This is a genomic window from Luteibacter anthropi, assembly GCF_023699965.1.
In the GTDB taxonomy this organism is placed as follows: domain Bacteria; phylum Pseudomonadota; class Gammaproteobacteria; order Xanthomonadales; family Rhodanobacteraceae; genus Luteibacter; species Luteibacter anthropi.
Genome location: NZ_CP077072.1, coordinates 770,253 through 784,660 on the forward strand (window position 1 = coordinate 770,253; position 14,408 = coordinate 784,660).

A 14,408-nucleotide genomic window follows, 5' to 3' on the forward strand; every position below is an offset into this window, starting at 1 on the left:
CCGATGTACCGCATCGACACTAGCCTTCCCCCAGTCCCCCCCCGCCCCGCCACCGTCATCGTCGACCTTGCCCAGCGCTCAGCCGCACTGGACCGGGGCGACCGTCCCGGTGCGGAAAACCTGCTGGAAAACCTGCGCGGACGTGCCGCCCTGACCGAGATCGTTCTCGACGGGACGGCCGACGACCTGTTGCTGGTCTACCGGGCTGCCCGCGCCACGGATGGAGACGGCGCCGGCGCCATCTTCTTCCGTCGCCAGGCCGACGGGCTGACCTGCACGCAGGGTCATCCGCCTGCCGTACGGACGCTGGCCAGCATCCTCTTCGACAGCTTGCGCACGGATATGCCAAATACACCGCTGGTCGCCCACGTTGCCCTCGCCCTGCGCGCGATCCTGCCGTGCAGCCCCTCGACTGCCGAACCCAGCGGCATCACCCGCGGCGGCCTGGCCGGATGGCAGGAGCGTCGCGCCGTGGCCTTCATGGAAGAGCGGCTCGACCAGTCCTTCCCCGTGGCCGCGGTGGCCGAGGCCTGCGGATTGTCGGTGAACCATTTCTCCCGCGCCTTCCGCCGGAGCATGGGCAAGCCGCCACACCGCTGGTTGCTCGACCGTCGTATCGAACGTGCCCAGGCCCTGCTTCGCACCAGCGACATGTCGCTGGCCGATGTAGCCCTGGCCTGCGGTTTCGCCGAACAAAGCCATTTCACCCGGGTATTCACCCGCACCGTCGGCATCCCGCCGGGGGCATGGCGGAGGTCGGCAAACTGATGAGCGGCGTGGACATGACAGCTACGGCAGCCACCCACGCCGAACGTCCGGCTTTCGAGCACGGCGCCATCGTGGTCGAGCGCGACGCGAGTCCTTCCGCCGCGCTCGCCCTGGGACGTGATCTCATGCTGGCCGGCTCCCGCCTGCGCGATGCGGTGGGGCGCCGGGCCCAGCGCGAATTCGGGATCACCGCCCTGCAGGCGGAAATGCTCCTGCTGCTGGCCGGTCGCCGCAGCATGATCTCCACCGAGCTGGCGATGGCCTGCGGCGTGAATGCCAGCACCGTCACCCATGCGGTGGATGCCGGTATCGAACGTGGCCTGATGGGCCGCGAGCGCAACACCGCCGACCGCCGCCTCGTGGACATCGCACTGACCCCGCTGGGCAAGCGCATGGCCGACCGGGTGCGCACCCTGGTGGCCGAAGTGGCCGGCGATGCCCTGAAGGGCATGCTCCCACCCGACCTGGCCCGCTTCGCGGCGAGCCTGTCGCATGTGGGACGAAACCTCGAAAAAAGCTGAACCGACAAGGGCGGTCGTCAGACCGCCCGGCGACCCAGGATGAGGTGCAGGCCAAACAGGGTGAAGATCACCCCTGCACCACCGTCGATCCAGCGCGCCGCCCGTACATAGCCGCGACGCATTGCCGGCAGGGCGAACACCGCCGCCACCACGCCGAACCACAGCATGGTTTCCCCGGTGACCAGCGCCCACAGGCCCCAGCGCGCGGCCGGGTTCACGCCTTCACCCAGGAAGGCCGAGAAAATCGAGGCGAAGAAGATCGCGGCCTTGGGATTGGCAAGGTTCGTGGCCAGCCCGCGCAGCAGGGCCCGGCCCGGGCTGGAATCGCGCACGTCCACCACCGGCACGGCCGCGTCCGGGTTGGCCTTCCACGAAGCGCGCAGCATTTTCACGCCCATCCAGCACAGGTAGGCGCCGCCGGCGATGGCAATGCCGCGCTCCAGCCACACCAGCTTGTGCAACAGCAGTTGCAGGCCGAGCAGGGCCAGCGCCGCCCATACGGCCACGCCCATGGCGATGCCGATGACGCCCGCAATGGCTTCGCGGCGCGAGCGGCTGGCCGCCAGCTGGGAAACGAAGAAGAAGTCCGGCCCGGGCGTGATCAGGGCCACGAGCTGCACCAGGGCGATAGTGAGGAAGAGGTTCATGGAACGACCTGTCGCATCGAGCGTTGGGGAATCACGAGATTAAGCGCCGTCGCCCCCGTCGATGCAAGACACCCCGCGGTTGCCTCCACCGCACCCGCTGCGATCCCTGGCCTTCCCACCAGCCCACCCGCTAACCACCCGTCGCTCCTGCGAAAGAAGGAGCCCGGCGCCCCGGTCTCCGGACTGGCGAGACGGTTTTTTCGCAGTGCGCCTTGCCCCACACCGCCACCTCCCGTAACCTCCCGTTTTTTAAAGCGGTCACGGGGCTACCCCCGGCCTTTGCAAGGGGTAAGTCACGATGCTGGGTCTCTTGGGCCACGTTCTGTTTGGCCTGTTCGGTTTGGCGACCCTGATCGCCATCGCCTTCTGTTTCTCCAACAACAAGCGCGTGGTCGACTGGAAGCTCGTCGCCACCGGTGTTGGCCTGCAGATCGTCTTCGCCGCCATCGTGCTCAAGGTGCCGCTGGGCCGTGATGTCTTCGACACCATCGCCACCGGCTTCGTGCGCCTGCTCGACTACGTGGACGTGGGCTCGCGCTTCATCTTCGGCAGCCTGCTCGACAGCGAGAAGTTCGGCGTGATCTTCGCCGTGAAGGTGCTGCCCACCATCGTCTTCTTCGCTGCCCTTACCGGCGTGCTCTATCACCTCGGCGTGATGCAGCAGATCGTCAAGGGCATGGCCTGGGTCATCACCAAGGTGATGCGCGTGTCCGGTGCCGAGACCACCAGCGTCTGCGCCAGCGTGTTCATCGGCCAGACCGAGGCCCCCCTGACCATCAAGCCGTACATCGAGCGGATGACCCAGGCGGAGCTGATGACCGTGATGATCGGCGGCATGGCCCATATCGCCGGTTCGGTGATGGCCGCCTACGTCGCCATGCTCGGCGGCGACGACCCGGCGCAGCGCATGTTCTTCGCCAAGCACCTGCTCACCGCAAGCGTCATGGCCGCCCCCGCCACCATGGTGCTGGCCAAGATCCTGGTGCCCGAGACCGGCGAGCCGCTCACCCGCGGCACCGTGCGCATCGAAGTGGAGAAGACCACCGCCAACGTCATCGACGCCGCTGCCGGTGGCGCGGGCGACGGCCTGAAGCTGGCCATGAACGTCGGTGCCATGCTGCTGGCCTTCATCGCACTCATCGCGCTGGTCAATGCGCCGGTGCAGTGGGTGGGTACGCTCGGCGGCGACCACAGCCTCAATGCATGGCTGTCGGTGCAGGCCGGTCATCCGGTGAGCCTCAGCCTCGAAACCATCTTCGGCTGGGTGCTGGCCCCGGTGGCGTGGCTCATCGGCGTGCCCTGGCAGGACGCCACCCTGGTCGGCAGCTTCATCGGCCAGAAGGTGGTCATCAACGAGTTCGTGGCCTATGCCGACCTCGCCCGCCACCTGCCCCAGATGCTGCCGGAAAGCCGCCTGATCGCCACCTATGCGCTGTGCGGTTTCGCCAACTTCTCGTCCATCGCGATCCAGCTCGGCGGCATCGGCGGCCTCGCCCCGAACCGTCGCGCCGACCTCGCCCGCCTCGGTCTGCGCGCCGTGCTGGGCGGCACCATCGCCACCTTCATGACGGCGACCATCGCCGGCGTGCTCGAACGCTTCTGATCGAATGACCGCCGCGCGTCTCCTGGTCGTCGGCGGTTACCACGAGGAAGAGCGCTGGCATGTGCCGCGCCTTCCTCGTCCGGGCGAGCCGGTCGCTGCCACCTCGTTCGAACGCGCACCCGGCGGCAAGGCCTGGCACCAGGCCCTCGCCGCGTCACGCAGCGGTGTGCCCACCGCGCTGATCGCCGCCATCGGCGACGACATCATCGATCCATCCGGATTGCCGGCACGCGGTACTGCGCGCTGGCAGGTCGTAGCCGGCGTGCGCACTGGCCGGGCCACCGAGATCGGCGACGGCAAGAGCCCGACGCTTTCGGTCGTGGCCGATGGGGCCAACGAACATCTCGACGGCGACTTCATCGCCCGGCAGACCGACCTGCTCGCTGATGCCCGCGTCCTGCTGATTTCGGCGCAGGCCAATATCGATGCCGTGGCCGCCACGCTGGAACTGGCCGGCGAGCGGCGCATGCTGCGCCTGTTCGATCCGGGTCCGTTGCCGCCGCGTCTTTCCGTGCGTGAATTCGCCAGCACCGACGTGCTGCTGTTTGACGTGTACGAGTTTGCCCACGCCTGCGGGCGCTTTCTCAATATCGATGTCACCGCGCAAGCGGTCACCGGCATGGGCGATACGACGATCAACGCCCTCGCACGACGTCTGTGCGCGGGCACGGTGGTGGTGTCGCTGGATCGCAGCTGCCTGGTCTCGCACGGCGTGGACCGGCGCGGTGACGACGCGGAGCTTTACCGCCTGCCGACCTGCGGCAAGGGTGATCGTTTCAAGGGTCTGCTGGCAGCAGCCCTGGTCGATTCCCTCCGCTTCCGCGACGCCCTCACCGCCGCCTGCGAGTAACCTCACCCTTGTAGGAGCGCGCCTCGCGCGCGACCGGTTATCGCGATATGTACCCGTTCGCGACAACCGGTCGCGCGCGAGGCGCGCTCCTACAAAAAACGCCCGCCGGTCGTGTGACCGGCGGGCGTTTTCAAACCACCATCAACCGTTCTTCTGCAACCACGCATCCACGGCAGGCAGACGCTCCTTGCGCACCTGCAGGCGATAACGGATGTTGGCCACCGCGCTTTCGGCCTCGCGACGCGATGTTGCCGCGAGATACTTCTGCGCAAACGCTTCCACCTTCGGAATCATCGCCTCGTCCAGCGAACCGTAGGCCAGCCGCGGGTAGTAACGCGACGCCGAGGAACCATCGACGAAGGTGTCCACCTTGTCCTTGTGGCTCACGGCGAAATCGAAGGCCAGCTCCGGATGACTGCCAGACACGCGCGTCAGCATGCTCGCGCTGTTGGTCGCGCCCGGCTCGTCCGTGATGGCCAGTTCGAGCGCACGCTTCGCCAGCGCTTCGTCGCGCGTCGAGGCCAGCAGGGCATACAGGCGATCCTTCACCAGCGGCGTCTTCTCGGCCTTCGCCTGTGCATGCAGCTTGTCCCACGTCGCGGCATCCGCGTTGTACGCCACCACGCCGAGGATCACCTTGCGCAGGTCGGGCGCCATCTTGTCGCTCTGGTAACGGTTGCGGGCTTCGGCAATCACCTTGGCATCGCCAAGGCGACCCAGCGTACCGATCAGGCGCGAACGCAGGAGAGTCACCGGCGAGGCTTCGCCCGCCTTCGGCTCCCAGCCCAGTTCGTCGAGCTTCGGGCTCAGGCGCGCGATGGCGAACTTGCGGAACACCGCCTGCTGCTTCGCTTCGCCGTCGTAATACGTATCCAGCCCGGCCAGGTCGCCAGCGATGTCGTTCCACAACACCGGAGATGCATCGCGCGGCGTGACCTTCACCAGGTCAAGAACGTCGGATGCCGGCTGCAGACCCGTCATGCCCAGGGCCCAGGTATCGGCCACCAGGCCCAGCTGGTCGATCGGCTGCAGCTTCGCGAACGACTGCTGCAAGGCCTTGAACTGCTCCGGCTTGTACGCCGTGCGGTAGTAGGCGGTCTGTCCGGCATTCACCAGCACCGGGCCGCAGCCTGCCACGGTGAGCGTGCCTTCGCCGTCGAGCAGGGTCGAGGCCGGCGCACCGCCCAGCGTCTTCGCAATCACCGGCACGTGCCAGCGCAGCGGCGTCTTGTCCGGGCGATCCCGGGTGAATTCACCCTGCGAAAGCTTCAGCGTGGTGCTGCCATTGGCGCAGGTGACCTCATCCACGCGCACGAGCGGAATGCCCGGCTGCAAGGTGAAGTCGTGGGCGATCGTGCTCACCGGCTTGCCGGCCGCCGCATCGATGGCCTTCCACAGATCGTCCGACACCGTGTTCGAATACGCGTGCGCCTTGATGTAATCCTGCACGCCCTTGCGCCATGCATCCGGGCCCACATAGGCCTCCAGCATGTGGATGACGGATTCACCCTTGGCATAGGTGATGTTGTCGAAAGCCTGGCTGGCCTGCTCCACCGTATCGATGTGCTGCACGACCGGATGCGTGGTCGCCACCGAATCCTGGCTCATCGCCGCCTCGCGCGTACCCACGGCGTCGAGCTCGGTATGCCATTCCGGGTGCAGGCGCTCCGTGGTGCGCGAGGCGAGCCACGAGGCGAACCCTTCGTTAAGCCAGAGGTCGTCCCACCAGCGCATGGTCACCAGGTCGCCGAACCACTGGTGCGCCATTTCGTGCGCGGCGGTGTTGAACACTTCCTGCTTGTCGCCCTGGGTGGAGAACGACGGATCGAGCAGCAGCGAATACTCGAAGGTGTAGATCGCGCCCCAGTTTTCCATCGCCGAGAAGAACTGGCTCTGCCCCGGTGAGGCGATGTTGTCGAGCTTGGGCAGCGGATACGGCACGCCGAAGTACGCGTTGTATTCCTTCAACACGGCCTTGCCCGTATCGAGGGTGAACTGCGCCTGCGAGATCTTGCCCTTCTGCGTGATGACACCGATTTCCACGCCATCGGACGTGGTGGTGGCGCGCTCGAAATCGCCCGTGCCGAAGAACAGCAGGTAGGTGGACATCTTCGGCGTCTGCGCGAAGCTCACCTTCGAAAGGCCGTTGCCGAGATCCTTCGTCGAGGCGGCCGGCATGTTGCTCACGGCCATCTGGCCGCTGGGCACCGTGGCGTCGAGGGTGAAGGTGGCCTTGTAGGCCGGTTCGTCCCACGACGGGATGAAACGGCGTGCATCGGAGTTCTCGAACTGCGTGTAGAGCGCGCGCTTCTTGCCGTCGTGCTCGGTGTCGTAATCGATGGCGAACAGGCCGTTGGCCTGCGTGCCGATCTTGCCCGAGTAATCCATCGTCAGGCGGTAGTCGCCGGCGGGGATCGCATGGTCGAAGGTGAATGTGGCGGTCTGCGCCTCTTCATCCACCTTGACCTTCGGTGCAGCAAAGCTGGCCTTGCCCTTCACCGGCGCAAGGGACACCTTCGCAAAGCTCATGTCGATCGCGTTGAGCGTGATCGAGCTCGTGGGTGTGGCCACCGTAAGGTCGATGGACACCTTGCCGTCGAAGCTGAGCTTGTCGGCGTGCGTGGCGATGGACACGTCGTAGTGCGTGGGCGTGATGCCACGCGGCAGCTGGGTGGTGGTCTGGGCGGCCGGATCGGCAGCCGGCGCGGCGAACGCGACCGACGAGACACCGGCGAGCGCGATGGCGAGCGCACGGACGAGAGGTTTGCGCATGGAAAGGTTGCCCCTGGGGAAGTTGACCCGGCGATAGTCGCGCCGGGCGAGCAAGGGCGTGAAGCGCCGGAAGTCATGGTCCCCCCCTGTAGGAGCGCGCCTTGCGCGCGACCGGTTGTCGCGAAATGGAAGCAGATCGCAAGAACCGGTCGCGCGCAAGGCGCGCTCCTACGGGGTTACCAGAGCTTCCACCAGGGGCGGGGTTCGAGGCGGCGGATGGCTTTCAGGTGGCCGCGGGCCGCGGCCTTGCGATACCACGCGCGCGCCACCGAAAGATTTCGCGGCACGCCATCGCCGGTTTCATGAAAACGTCCCAGCTCGTACTGGGCTTCCGGATAGCCCTGCGACGCGGCAAGCCGGTACAGCCGCAGCACTTCCTCGACGTTGCGCGGCACGCCGCGCCCTCCGTCGATCATCTGCGCCAGCAGGCACTGCGCGGCCACATGGTCACGCTCGGCCGCCAGCGCCAGCCAGCGGATCGCCTCCGGATCATTGCGCGCCACGCCATCGCCCAGCGCGAGGCGCCTGCCCAGGTCGAACTGCCCCTCGGCATCCTGCGGCCCCAGCCGGGCAATCCTTTCCGGTACTGCTTCAGCCTCCGGCTCGGCATCGAGCATCGCCAGGCGTTGCTTCGCTTCGTTGTCGCCCTGCTCCGCCGCCAGCCCCAGCCAGTGCTTCGCCTGCGGATGGTCGACAGGCAGGCCATCGCTGCCATCCATGAACATGCGCCCCAGCGCGAACTGCGCACTGGCATTGCCCATTTCCGCCGCGCGGCGGTAATGCAGCGCACCGAGACGGGTACTACGTGCCACGCCGATGCCATCACAGTACATATGCGCGATGCTGCACAACGCATCGCCATAGCCCCGGGCCTCCGGGCTGCCGCGTTCCACCGCCTTGCTGTAGAAAGCAAACGCCAGCTCGGCATCACGCGGCACGCCACGACCGAAATAATGCGACACGCCCAGGTTCAGGCAGGCCTGGACATGCCCCTGGTCAGCGGCCAGGCCCCACCAGTGCAAGGCCTGCTCACGACTGGCCTCCACGCCCTGGCCGCGCGCATGCATCGTGCCCAGCGCGCATTGCGCCTCGGCATAACCGGTGTCCGCCGCACGCTGGTACCAGATCACCGCCTCGATGGGATCGAGCGGCACGCCCTGCCCCTCGGCGTAGTGCTCCGCGAGCCGGCACTGCCCTTCCAGGTGCCCCTGTTCCGCCGCGCGGCGGAACCAATGAGCCGAGCGCTGGCGGTCACGCGCCACTTCACGGCCATCGAAATAGGCTTCACCAACGAGGAACTGGGCTTCCACATTGCCCAGCTGCGCATCGCGCTCCATCCTGCCGAATGCCTGTAAGGCATCCATCGTCTCGGCCAGTTGCCGATCGACCGGGGGCCCTGCTGTTTTCCCTTCCGACATCCCTATGCCCCTGTCACGGCGTAACGCCGTGCGCGCATCATAGGCGCGGCCGGCGAGGCTGGATATCTGCTTTTTAGGCAGCCGGGCATTTTCAACCGAATAACGAAAGTGATGCCTCCGGATACGGGTTTTTCTCGTTGAAAGCGAGGGCCAACATAGGCCTCATACCCTCAACGGACCTTCCGCCATGAAAGCCATCGCCTATACCCAGCACGGCCTGCCCATCGACGATCCTGCCAGCCTCGTCGAGGTGGACCTGCCCCGCCCCGTTCCCGGTCCCCGCGACCTGCTGGTTGCCGTGCGCGCCGTCTCGGTGAATCCGGTCGATACCAAGGTGCGCAACGGCATGGCCACCGGAGAACCCCGCGTGCTGGGTTTCGACGCGGTGGGACGTGTGGAGGCTGTCGGCAACGAGGTAAGTCTGTTCAAGGTCGGCGACGAGGTGTTTTATGCCGGCTCGCTGATCCGCCCGGGCAGCAACGCGGAATTCCAGCTGGTGGACGAGCGCATCGTCGGCCACAAGCCCCGCAGCCTCGACGACGCCCACGCCGCCGCCCTGCCGCTCACCGCCATCACCGCCTGGGAACTGCTGTTCGACCGCTTCGATATTGCCGAAAAGAGCGGCAAGGGCCAGACCCTGCTGCTGATCGGTGCCGGCGGAGGCGTCGGTTCGATCCTCGTGCAGCTTGCGCGCCAGCTCACCGGCATCACGGTGATCGGCACCGCGTCGCGCGACGAGACAAAGCAGTGGGTGCGGGAACTGGGTGCGCACCATGTCATCGATCACGGCAAACCGCTCGGCCCGCAACTCGAAGCTCTCGGTATCCAGGGGGTGGACTATGCCATCAGCCTGACCCACACCGACCAGTACTACGACCAGCTCGTGGAGATCATCAAACCGCAGGGCAAGCTGGCCTTCATCGACGACCCGAAGACGCTGGACGGCATGAAGCTCAAGCGCAAGAGCATCTCGCTGCACACCGAGTCGATGTTCACCCGCTCGACCTACCAGACACCCGACATTATCAAGCAGCACGAACTGCTTGAACGTGTCGCTTCGCTGGTGGATGCAGGCACGCTTCGCACGACCCTGGGCGAACACTTCGGTCGTATCACCGCCGAAAACCTGCGCCGCGCGCACAAACTCATCGAAAGCCACACCGCCAAAGGCAAGATCGTCCTCGAAGGCTTCTGATCTCCCTGTAGGAGCGCGCCTGCGCGCGACCGGTTTCAGCGATTCCGATCCATATCGCTGAAACCGGTCGCGCGCAGGCGCGCTCCTACGGGGGTTAGTCGAGTATGTGGCGGATGCGGGCTAGCAGGTCGTCGATTTCGAAGGGCTTGGTGATCATGTCCATGCCCTGGCCGAGGAAGCTGGCCCGGTCCATCGCATTTTCCGCGTAGCCGGTCATGAACAGCACCGGCAGCGCCGGCCGCCACGCGCGCGCCACTTCCGCCAGCTCGCGACCGTTCATGCCGGGCATGCCGACATCGGTCAGCAACAGATCGATGGCGTCATCACCACGCAGCACGCGCAATGCGTGCTCCGTGTCATCGGTAACGATGCAATCGTAGCCCGCATCGCGAAGCACCTCGGCGGCCATCATGCGCAACGATGCGGTGTCCTCTACAAGCAGCACCCGCTCGCCGCGCCCGCGTTCGACGGTGCTGCGCAATGCAGGCACCGCTTCCACCGCCTGCTGGCTGGCCGGCAGCAACAGGCTTACCTGCGTGCCCTTGCCGACCTCGCTTTGAATACGTGCCTGCCCACCGGACTGTCGCGCAAAGCCGTAGATCATCGACAGGCCCAGCCCCGTACCCTGGCCAAGCGGCTTGGTGGTGAAGAACGGCTCGAACACCTGCGCAAGCACCTGCGCCGGAATGCCCTGGCCGTTATCGCTCACGGTAAGCGCCACGTAGTCGCCGTCGGCGAGTTCCGCATCGCCACGAATACACAGGCCTGCCGTGCTCACGCGCACCACACCACCATGGGGCATCGCATCGCGTGCATTGATGACCAGGTTGATGATGGCGTTATCGAGCTGGTTCGGGTCCACATTGGCGATGGTGCATCCTTCCGCCAGTTCCAGCACCAGCTCCACGTGTTCGCCGATCGTACGGTGCAGCATGTCTTCCAGCGAACGCACGCGCTCGTTGAGATCGGTAGGCCGCGTATCCAGCGCCTGCTGGCGGGCAAACGCAAGCAGGCGATGCGTCAGCGCCGCCGCCCGGCGTGCCGAACCCAGTGCTGCATCGGCGAAACGATGCAGGCGCTCCGGATTCGCATCGCCGATCTGCCGGTTGATGAGGTCGATACCCGTGATGATGCTGGTGAGCAGGTTGTTGAAATCGTGCGCGATGCCGCCGGTAAGCTTGCCCAGCGCGTCCATCTTCTGCGCCTGTAGCAGTTGCAGTTCGGTACGCTCGCGCTCGGCAATTTCCAGCGCCAGCTGGAGATTGGCCGTGTCGATGCGCTCCAGCTGGTCGCGCTCGCGCCGGCGCTGTTCGGTGACGTCGTCCACGAAGACGAGCCCGGCATCATGCCGGTGCGGCGTGATGCGCCATTCGGTCTCCCTTTCGCCGGCTGCCGCATGCATCGCCAGCACGCCCCGCCATCGCTGCTTGGATTGCAGCGCCTCACGCATGCCTTGCAGGCTTTCCGACTGGCCCTGGGCAAAGCAGGTCACCAGTGCGTCGTCGCAGCCTGCATCGCCGACGAGACGGCGGAACGCATCGTTGGCCTCGATCACACGCAGGCCCTCGTCGATGACAGCAATGGGTGCGGCGATGCTCGTGAATATTTCCCGGAACCGCGCTTCGGCATCGCGCAGTTCGTCTTCCGCCTTGCGCACGCGCAACAGCGTACGAATGGTGGCCAGCAGCACGTCTGGATCGACGGGATGAATGAGGTAAGCATCCGCACCGTTATCCAGGCCCGTGATGAGGTCACCGGTATCGATCGAGGCGGCGGATACATGCACGACGGGCAACAGTGCCGTCGCCGGTGTGTCGCGCAGCTTGCGCACCACGTCGAAACCGCTCATGTCGGGCAGGTTCACGTCGAGGATCACGGCCGACACCTCGGTCGTTTCGAGCAGCATCAGCCCCTCGGTGCCCGTGCCGGCCTCGACGGCCACGTAACCATGGCGTTCCACGGTGCGCCGCATCGCATAACGCGTGGCAGCGTTGTCATCGACGATCAGCAGGCGATCAACAGGCGCCATCGGTCACCTCGGGAGCAAGTTGCCTGGGCAGCACGACATGGAAGACGGAGCCTTTGCCCGGCGTGCTCTCAAGCCCCACCTCGCCTCCAAGAAGATGCGCGAACTGACGGCACAGGGACAATCCCAGGCCCGTGCCGCGCACCCGCCGCTGCAAGGGTGAATCGACCTGGGTGAAGTCTTCGAAAAGAATGCCCTGGAGGTCGGGCGGAATGCCGATCCCCGTATCGCGAACCGAAAAACGCACCCGGCCATCGGCTTCCAGCTCGGCCGAGACACGGATCTCGCCACGTGGAGTGAACTTCAGCGCATTGGAAATGAAGTTGCGCAGGATCTGCGCAAGCTTCTTGTCATCCGTGTAGAGCTTCGGCATGCCCTGCGGCTCTTCGAAGATCAGGTCGGCTTCCGTCGTGTCCACGATGGGGCGGAACATGCCGCGCAGGGCGGCAAACAGGTCCACCAGTTCGAACCACGCCGGGGAGATGGTGATGCGGCCGGCCTCGATCTTCGCCAGGTCGAGCAGGTCGTCCACCATGTCGCTCAGTTCCCGTGCCGCACCGGCGACAAAGCCGACCTGCTTGTGCTGCTCTTCGTTGAGCGGCCCGTCGAGCTCATCGACCAGCAGGCGAGTCATGCTGAGGATGGAACCCAGCGGGGTGCGGAACTCGTGGCTCATGTACGACAGGAAGCGGCTTTTCAGCTCGGAGGCCTGGCGCAACTGCTCCGCCTGGATGTCCAGCTCGGCGTACAGCGCCAGCACGCCCTGGTTGGTTTCATCCAGCTCCGCGCGAAGCGCGTCGTTCTCTGCGCGAAGGCGCGCGGTATCGTCACTGCCGCTCATGCGCGATCCTCCAGGGTCATGGCAAAGACCGTGACATCGTCACGGCCGCGGTTGTAATCACGATACAGAAGCGCCGTGACGACGGCGGGATGGCGGGTTACCAGCCCCGGATAGTCACGCAGGTTCCAGCGTGACTGCAGGCCGTCGCTATGCATGAGCAGAAGCTTGCCTCGTGCCGCTGGAAAATCGAAGCCCTGCGTACGCCGGGTGGGGCCGCCCACGATGCCGGGATAGGAGGCCAGTCCGCGCGAGCCGCCGAGGTCCTGCAGGCTGGCCGACACGTTGCCGATGCCAGCGAAACGCAGTGCACCCGTGGTGGCGTCGTAACGCGCCAGCGCCACCGCACCACCGCGCGTGGACGACATGGCGGCGCCCAGCGTGCCCATCAAGGCAACCGGTTCATCGCCAGGGCCCTCAAGATAGGCCTCCACGCAGGCCAGGGCCGCATCGTGGGCCAGCGCTCCATGCCCCAGCCCGTCCACCAGGATGGCGGCCCGTCCCTTGTCGTGCACGGCGAAGGCCCAGCCATCGCCGCATACCAGTTCGTCGGCCAGCAATTGCTGGGTAGCGCCGAAGCGGATGTCGGAACCGGGAAAAGCCCGGGGATACATACGTGCCAGGACCACGGCACCACGCTCGTCGGCATACATATCCATGACCTGGGCCTGTCGCTGTATCGCACCCAGCCCTTCGCCACGCGAACCCGCCGTGGAGTAACCGTCCGGCAGGCACTGGGCCAGTACGAAACCCGGACCACGATCGACCGCAATCACCTCGACCCCGCGAACGCGGGTGCCGGGCACGACCGCGATATGGACTTCTCCGCCCCGGGCATGACGCAGCACGTTGCTGGCCAGTTCGGTGCACACCAGGGCCACGCGGCCGGTATCCACTTCGTCGAAGCCGGCTTCGAGGGCCAGCTGCTGGGCCACGCGTCGCGCATGGCCAATCTGCGTGCTGTCCTCGATGGGAACCCTATGCGTCAGGCCGCCGGCAAATCTCAGCTCCATTTACAGATTGTCACGCGCGTGCCGACGCCTGGCGCGCTTTCGAGCGAGAACTCGTCGACCAGGCGACGTGCGCCGGTAAGGCCCAGGCCCAGCCCGTTGCCCGAGGTCCAGCCGTCGGTCATGGCGAGCTTTACATCGGGGATACCAGGCCCTTCGTCACGAAAGACGAGGCGTAGCCCCTTGCGTACACCGTCTTCCGCGATTTCCCAGTCCATGTCGCCACCACCACCGTAGGTAACGGCGTTACGAGCCAGTTCGCTGGCCGCGGTCACCAGCTTGGTCTGATCGACCAGACGCAGCCCGCATTCGACAGCGAGCTTGCGTGCCATCTGGCGCGCCAGCACGATGTCCTGCTCGGTGCGGATCGGTTGCGAACCACTGCGAGCGGAGGTCATTGGTCGTGCACGCGCTTGCGGAGCAGCTTCATGCCGCGCTCCACATCAAGTGCCGTGCTCACTCCCGGTAGATCCAGCCCCAGTTCCACGAGCGTGATGGCCACGGCAGGTTGCATGCCCACAACCACGGTCTCCGCATCCATGACCTTCGAGAGCCCGGAAATCATGCCGATCATGCGACCGATGAAGGAGTCGACCATGTCCAGCGCCGAAATATCGATCAGAACACCCTTGGCCGAGGTGCGGCTGATGCGCTCTGAAAGATCGTCCTGCAGGGTGAGTGCCAGCTGGTCGTGCATATCGACCTGGATGGTGACGAGCAGGAACTCGCCCATGCGCAGGATAGGGATGCGTTCCATGGC

Annotated in this window: 13 protein-coding genes; 5 read left to right on the top strand and 8 right to left on the bottom strand. The window is 65.9% G+C overall.

Annotated elements, in window-relative coordinates; genetic code table 11:
* The first annotated feature begins 3 nt into the window (after nucleotides 1–3).
* Nucleotides 4–768, top strand: a complete 765-nt coding sequence (locus KR767_RS03530; RefSeq protein WP_166952373.1) for a helix-turn-helix domain-containing protein — start codon at nucleotides 4–6, stop codon at nucleotides 766–768.
* Nucleotides 768–1,289: a MarR family winged helix-turn-helix transcriptional regulator gene (locus tag KR767_RS03535; protein ID WP_250878120.1), complete on the top strand. Its 522-nt coding sequence runs from the start codon at nucleotides 768–770 to the stop codon at nucleotides 1,287–1,289. The genes KR767_RS03530 and KR767_RS03535 overlap by 1 nt, the downstream gene beginning before the upstream one ends.
* Nucleotides 1,290–1,306: 17 nt before the next feature.
* On the opposite strand, the gene KR767_RS03540 is transcribed toward KR767_RS03535, so the two are convergent.
* The gene (locus KR767_RS03540) at nucleotides 1,307–1,936 is read right to left on the bottom strand and encodes a LysE family transporter (protein ID WP_166952366.1); all 630 of its coding nucleotides are present in this window, start codon (nucleotides 1,934–1,936) and stop codon (nucleotides 1,307–1,309) included.
* Nucleotides 1,937–2,234: 298 nt separating this feature from the next.
* Between KR767_RS03540 and KR767_RS03545 the strand changes: the two genes are divergently transcribed.
* Both KR767_RS03545 and KR767_RS03550 read left to right on the top strand, forming a co-directional pair.
* Nucleotides 2,235–3,539 carry a NupC/NupG family nucleoside CNT transporter gene (locus KR767_RS03545; RefSeq protein ID WP_166952363.1) on the top strand — a complete coding sequence of 435 codons (1,305 nt, stop codon included), beginning with the start codon at nucleotides 2,235–2,237 and terminating at the stop codon, nucleotides 3,537–3,539.
* 4 nt (nucleotides 3,540–3,543) lie between these two features.
* Complete coding sequence (locus KR767_RS03550; protein ID WP_250878121.1) at nucleotides 3,544–4,389, top strand: PfkB family carbohydrate kinase; 846 nt, start codon at nucleotides 3,544–3,546, stop codon at nucleotides 4,387–4,389.
* Between the two features lie 141 nt (nucleotides 4,390–4,530).
* Here KR767_RS03550 and KR767_RS03555 read toward each other — a convergent pair whose 3' ends face one another.
* Both KR767_RS03555 and KR767_RS03560 read right to left on the bottom strand, forming a co-directional pair.
* Complete coding sequence (locus KR767_RS03555) at nucleotides 4,531–7,161, bottom strand: M1 family metallopeptidase (protein WP_166952358.1); 2,631 nt, start codon at nucleotides 7,159–7,161, stop codon at nucleotides 4,531–4,533.
* A 176-nt stretch (nucleotides 7,162–7,337) separates the two neighbouring features.
* A complete protein-coding gene (locus KR767_RS03560) occupies nucleotides 7,338–8,579 on the bottom strand; it encodes a tetratricopeptide repeat protein (RefSeq protein WP_250878122.1) in 1,242 nt (413 codons plus the stop codon).
* A 187-nt stretch (nucleotides 8,580–8,766) separates the two neighbouring features.
* On the opposite strand from KR767_RS03560, the gene KR767_RS03565 reads away from it, so the two are divergent.
* Nucleotides 8,767–9,774, top strand: coding sequence for a zinc-binding alcohol dehydrogenase family protein (locus KR767_RS03565; protein WP_250878123.1), 1,008 nt, complete (start codon nucleotides 8,767–8,769; stop codon nucleotides 9,772–9,774).
* A 94-nt stretch (nucleotides 9,775–9,868) separates the two neighbouring features.
* On the opposite strand, the gene KR767_RS03570 is transcribed toward KR767_RS03565, so the two are convergent.
* Genes KR767_RS03570 through KR767_RS03590 form a run of 5 tightly spaced genes read right to left on the bottom strand, consistent with a single transcriptional unit; the run spans nucleotide 9,869 to nucleotide 14,405 of the window.
* Nucleotides 9,869–11,803 (bottom strand): response regulator, encoded by a 1,935-nt coding sequence (locus KR767_RS03570; protein ID WP_250878124.1) that lies wholly within the window; start codon nucleotides 11,801–11,803, stop codon nucleotides 9,869–9,871.
* A complete protein-coding gene (locus tag KR767_RS03575) occupies nucleotides 11,790–12,641 on the bottom strand; it encodes a sensor histidine kinase (protein WP_250878125.1) in 852 nt (283 codons plus the stop codon). Before KR767_RS03575 ends, KR767_RS03570 begins: the two co-directional genes overlap by 14 nt.
* Nucleotides 12,638–13,651: an ATP-binding protein gene (locus KR767_RS03580; RefSeq protein ID WP_250878126.1), complete on the bottom strand. Its 1,014-nt coding sequence runs from the start codon at nucleotides 13,649–13,651 to the stop codon at nucleotides 12,638–12,640. Before KR767_RS03580 ends, KR767_RS03575 begins: the two co-directional genes overlap by 4 nt.
* Entirely contained in the window at nucleotides 13,642–14,046 is a 405-nt protein-coding gene (locus KR767_RS03585; protein ID WP_166952343.1) for an anti-sigma regulatory factor, read from the bottom strand. Before KR767_RS03585 ends, KR767_RS03580 begins: the two co-directional genes overlap by 10 nt.
* Complete coding sequence (locus tag KR767_RS03590; protein ID WP_166952340.1) at nucleotides 14,043–14,405, bottom strand: STAS domain-containing protein; 363 nt, start codon at nucleotides 14,403–14,405, stop codon at nucleotides 14,043–14,045. Before KR767_RS03590 ends, KR767_RS03585 begins: the two co-directional genes overlap by 4 nt.
* Nucleotides 14,406–14,408: the final 3 nt, after the last annotated feature.

What these genes read in the sequence shown, in the direction of transcription:
- KR767_RS03530 (WP_166952373.1), top strand. Translation starts at nt 4, where the DNA reads ATGTACCGCATCGACACTAGCCTTCCCCCAGTCCCCCCCCGCCCCGCC.
- KR767_RS03535 (WP_250878120.1), top strand. Translation starts at nt 768, where the DNA reads ATGAGCGGCGTGGACATGACAGCTACGGCAGCCACCCACGCCGAACGT.
- KR767_RS03540 (WP_166952366.1), bottom strand. Translation starts at nt 1,936, where the DNA reads ATGAACCTCTTCCTCACTATCGCCCTGGTGCAGCTCGTGGCCCTGATC.
- KR767_RS03545 (WP_166952363.1), top strand. Translation starts at nt 2,235, where the DNA reads ATGCTGGGTCTCTTGGGCCACGTTCTGTTTGGCCTGTTCGGTTTGGCG.
- KR767_RS03550 (WP_250878121.1), top strand. Translation starts at nt 3,544, where the DNA reads ATGACCGCCGCGCGTCTCCTGGTCGTCGGCGGTTACCACGAGGAAGAG.
- KR767_RS03555 (WP_166952358.1), bottom strand. Translation starts at nt 7,161, where the DNA reads ATGCGCAAACCTCTCGTCCGTGCGCTCGCCATCGCGCTCGCCGGTGTC.
- KR767_RS03560 (WP_250878122.1), bottom strand. Translation starts at nt 8,579, where the DNA reads ATGTCGGAAGGGAAAACAGCAGGGCCCCCGGTCGATCGGCAACTGGCC.
- KR767_RS03565 (WP_250878123.1), top strand. Translation starts at nt 8,767, where the DNA reads ATGAAAGCCATCGCCTATACCCAGCACGGCCTGCCCATCGACGATCCT.
- KR767_RS03570 (WP_250878124.1), bottom strand. Translation starts at nt 11,803, where the DNA reads ATGGCGCCTGTTGATCGCCTGCTGATCGTCGATGACAACGCTGCCACG.
- KR767_RS03575 (WP_250878125.1), bottom strand. Translation starts at nt 12,641, where the DNA reads ATGAGCGGCAGTGACGATACCGCGCGCCTTCGCGCAGAGAACGACGCG.
- KR767_RS03580 (WP_250878126.1), bottom strand. Translation starts at nt 13,651, where the DNA reads ATGGAGCTGAGATTTGCCGGCGGCCTGACGCATAGGGTTCCCATCGAG.
- KR767_RS03585 (WP_166952343.1), bottom strand. Translation starts at nt 14,046, where the DNA reads ATGACCTCCGCTCGCAGTGGTTCGCAACCGATCCGCACCGAGCAGGAC.
- KR767_RS03590 (WP_166952340.1), bottom strand. Translation starts at nt 14,405, where the DNA reads ATGGAACGCATCCCTATCCTGCGCATGGGCGAGTTCCTGCTCGTCACC.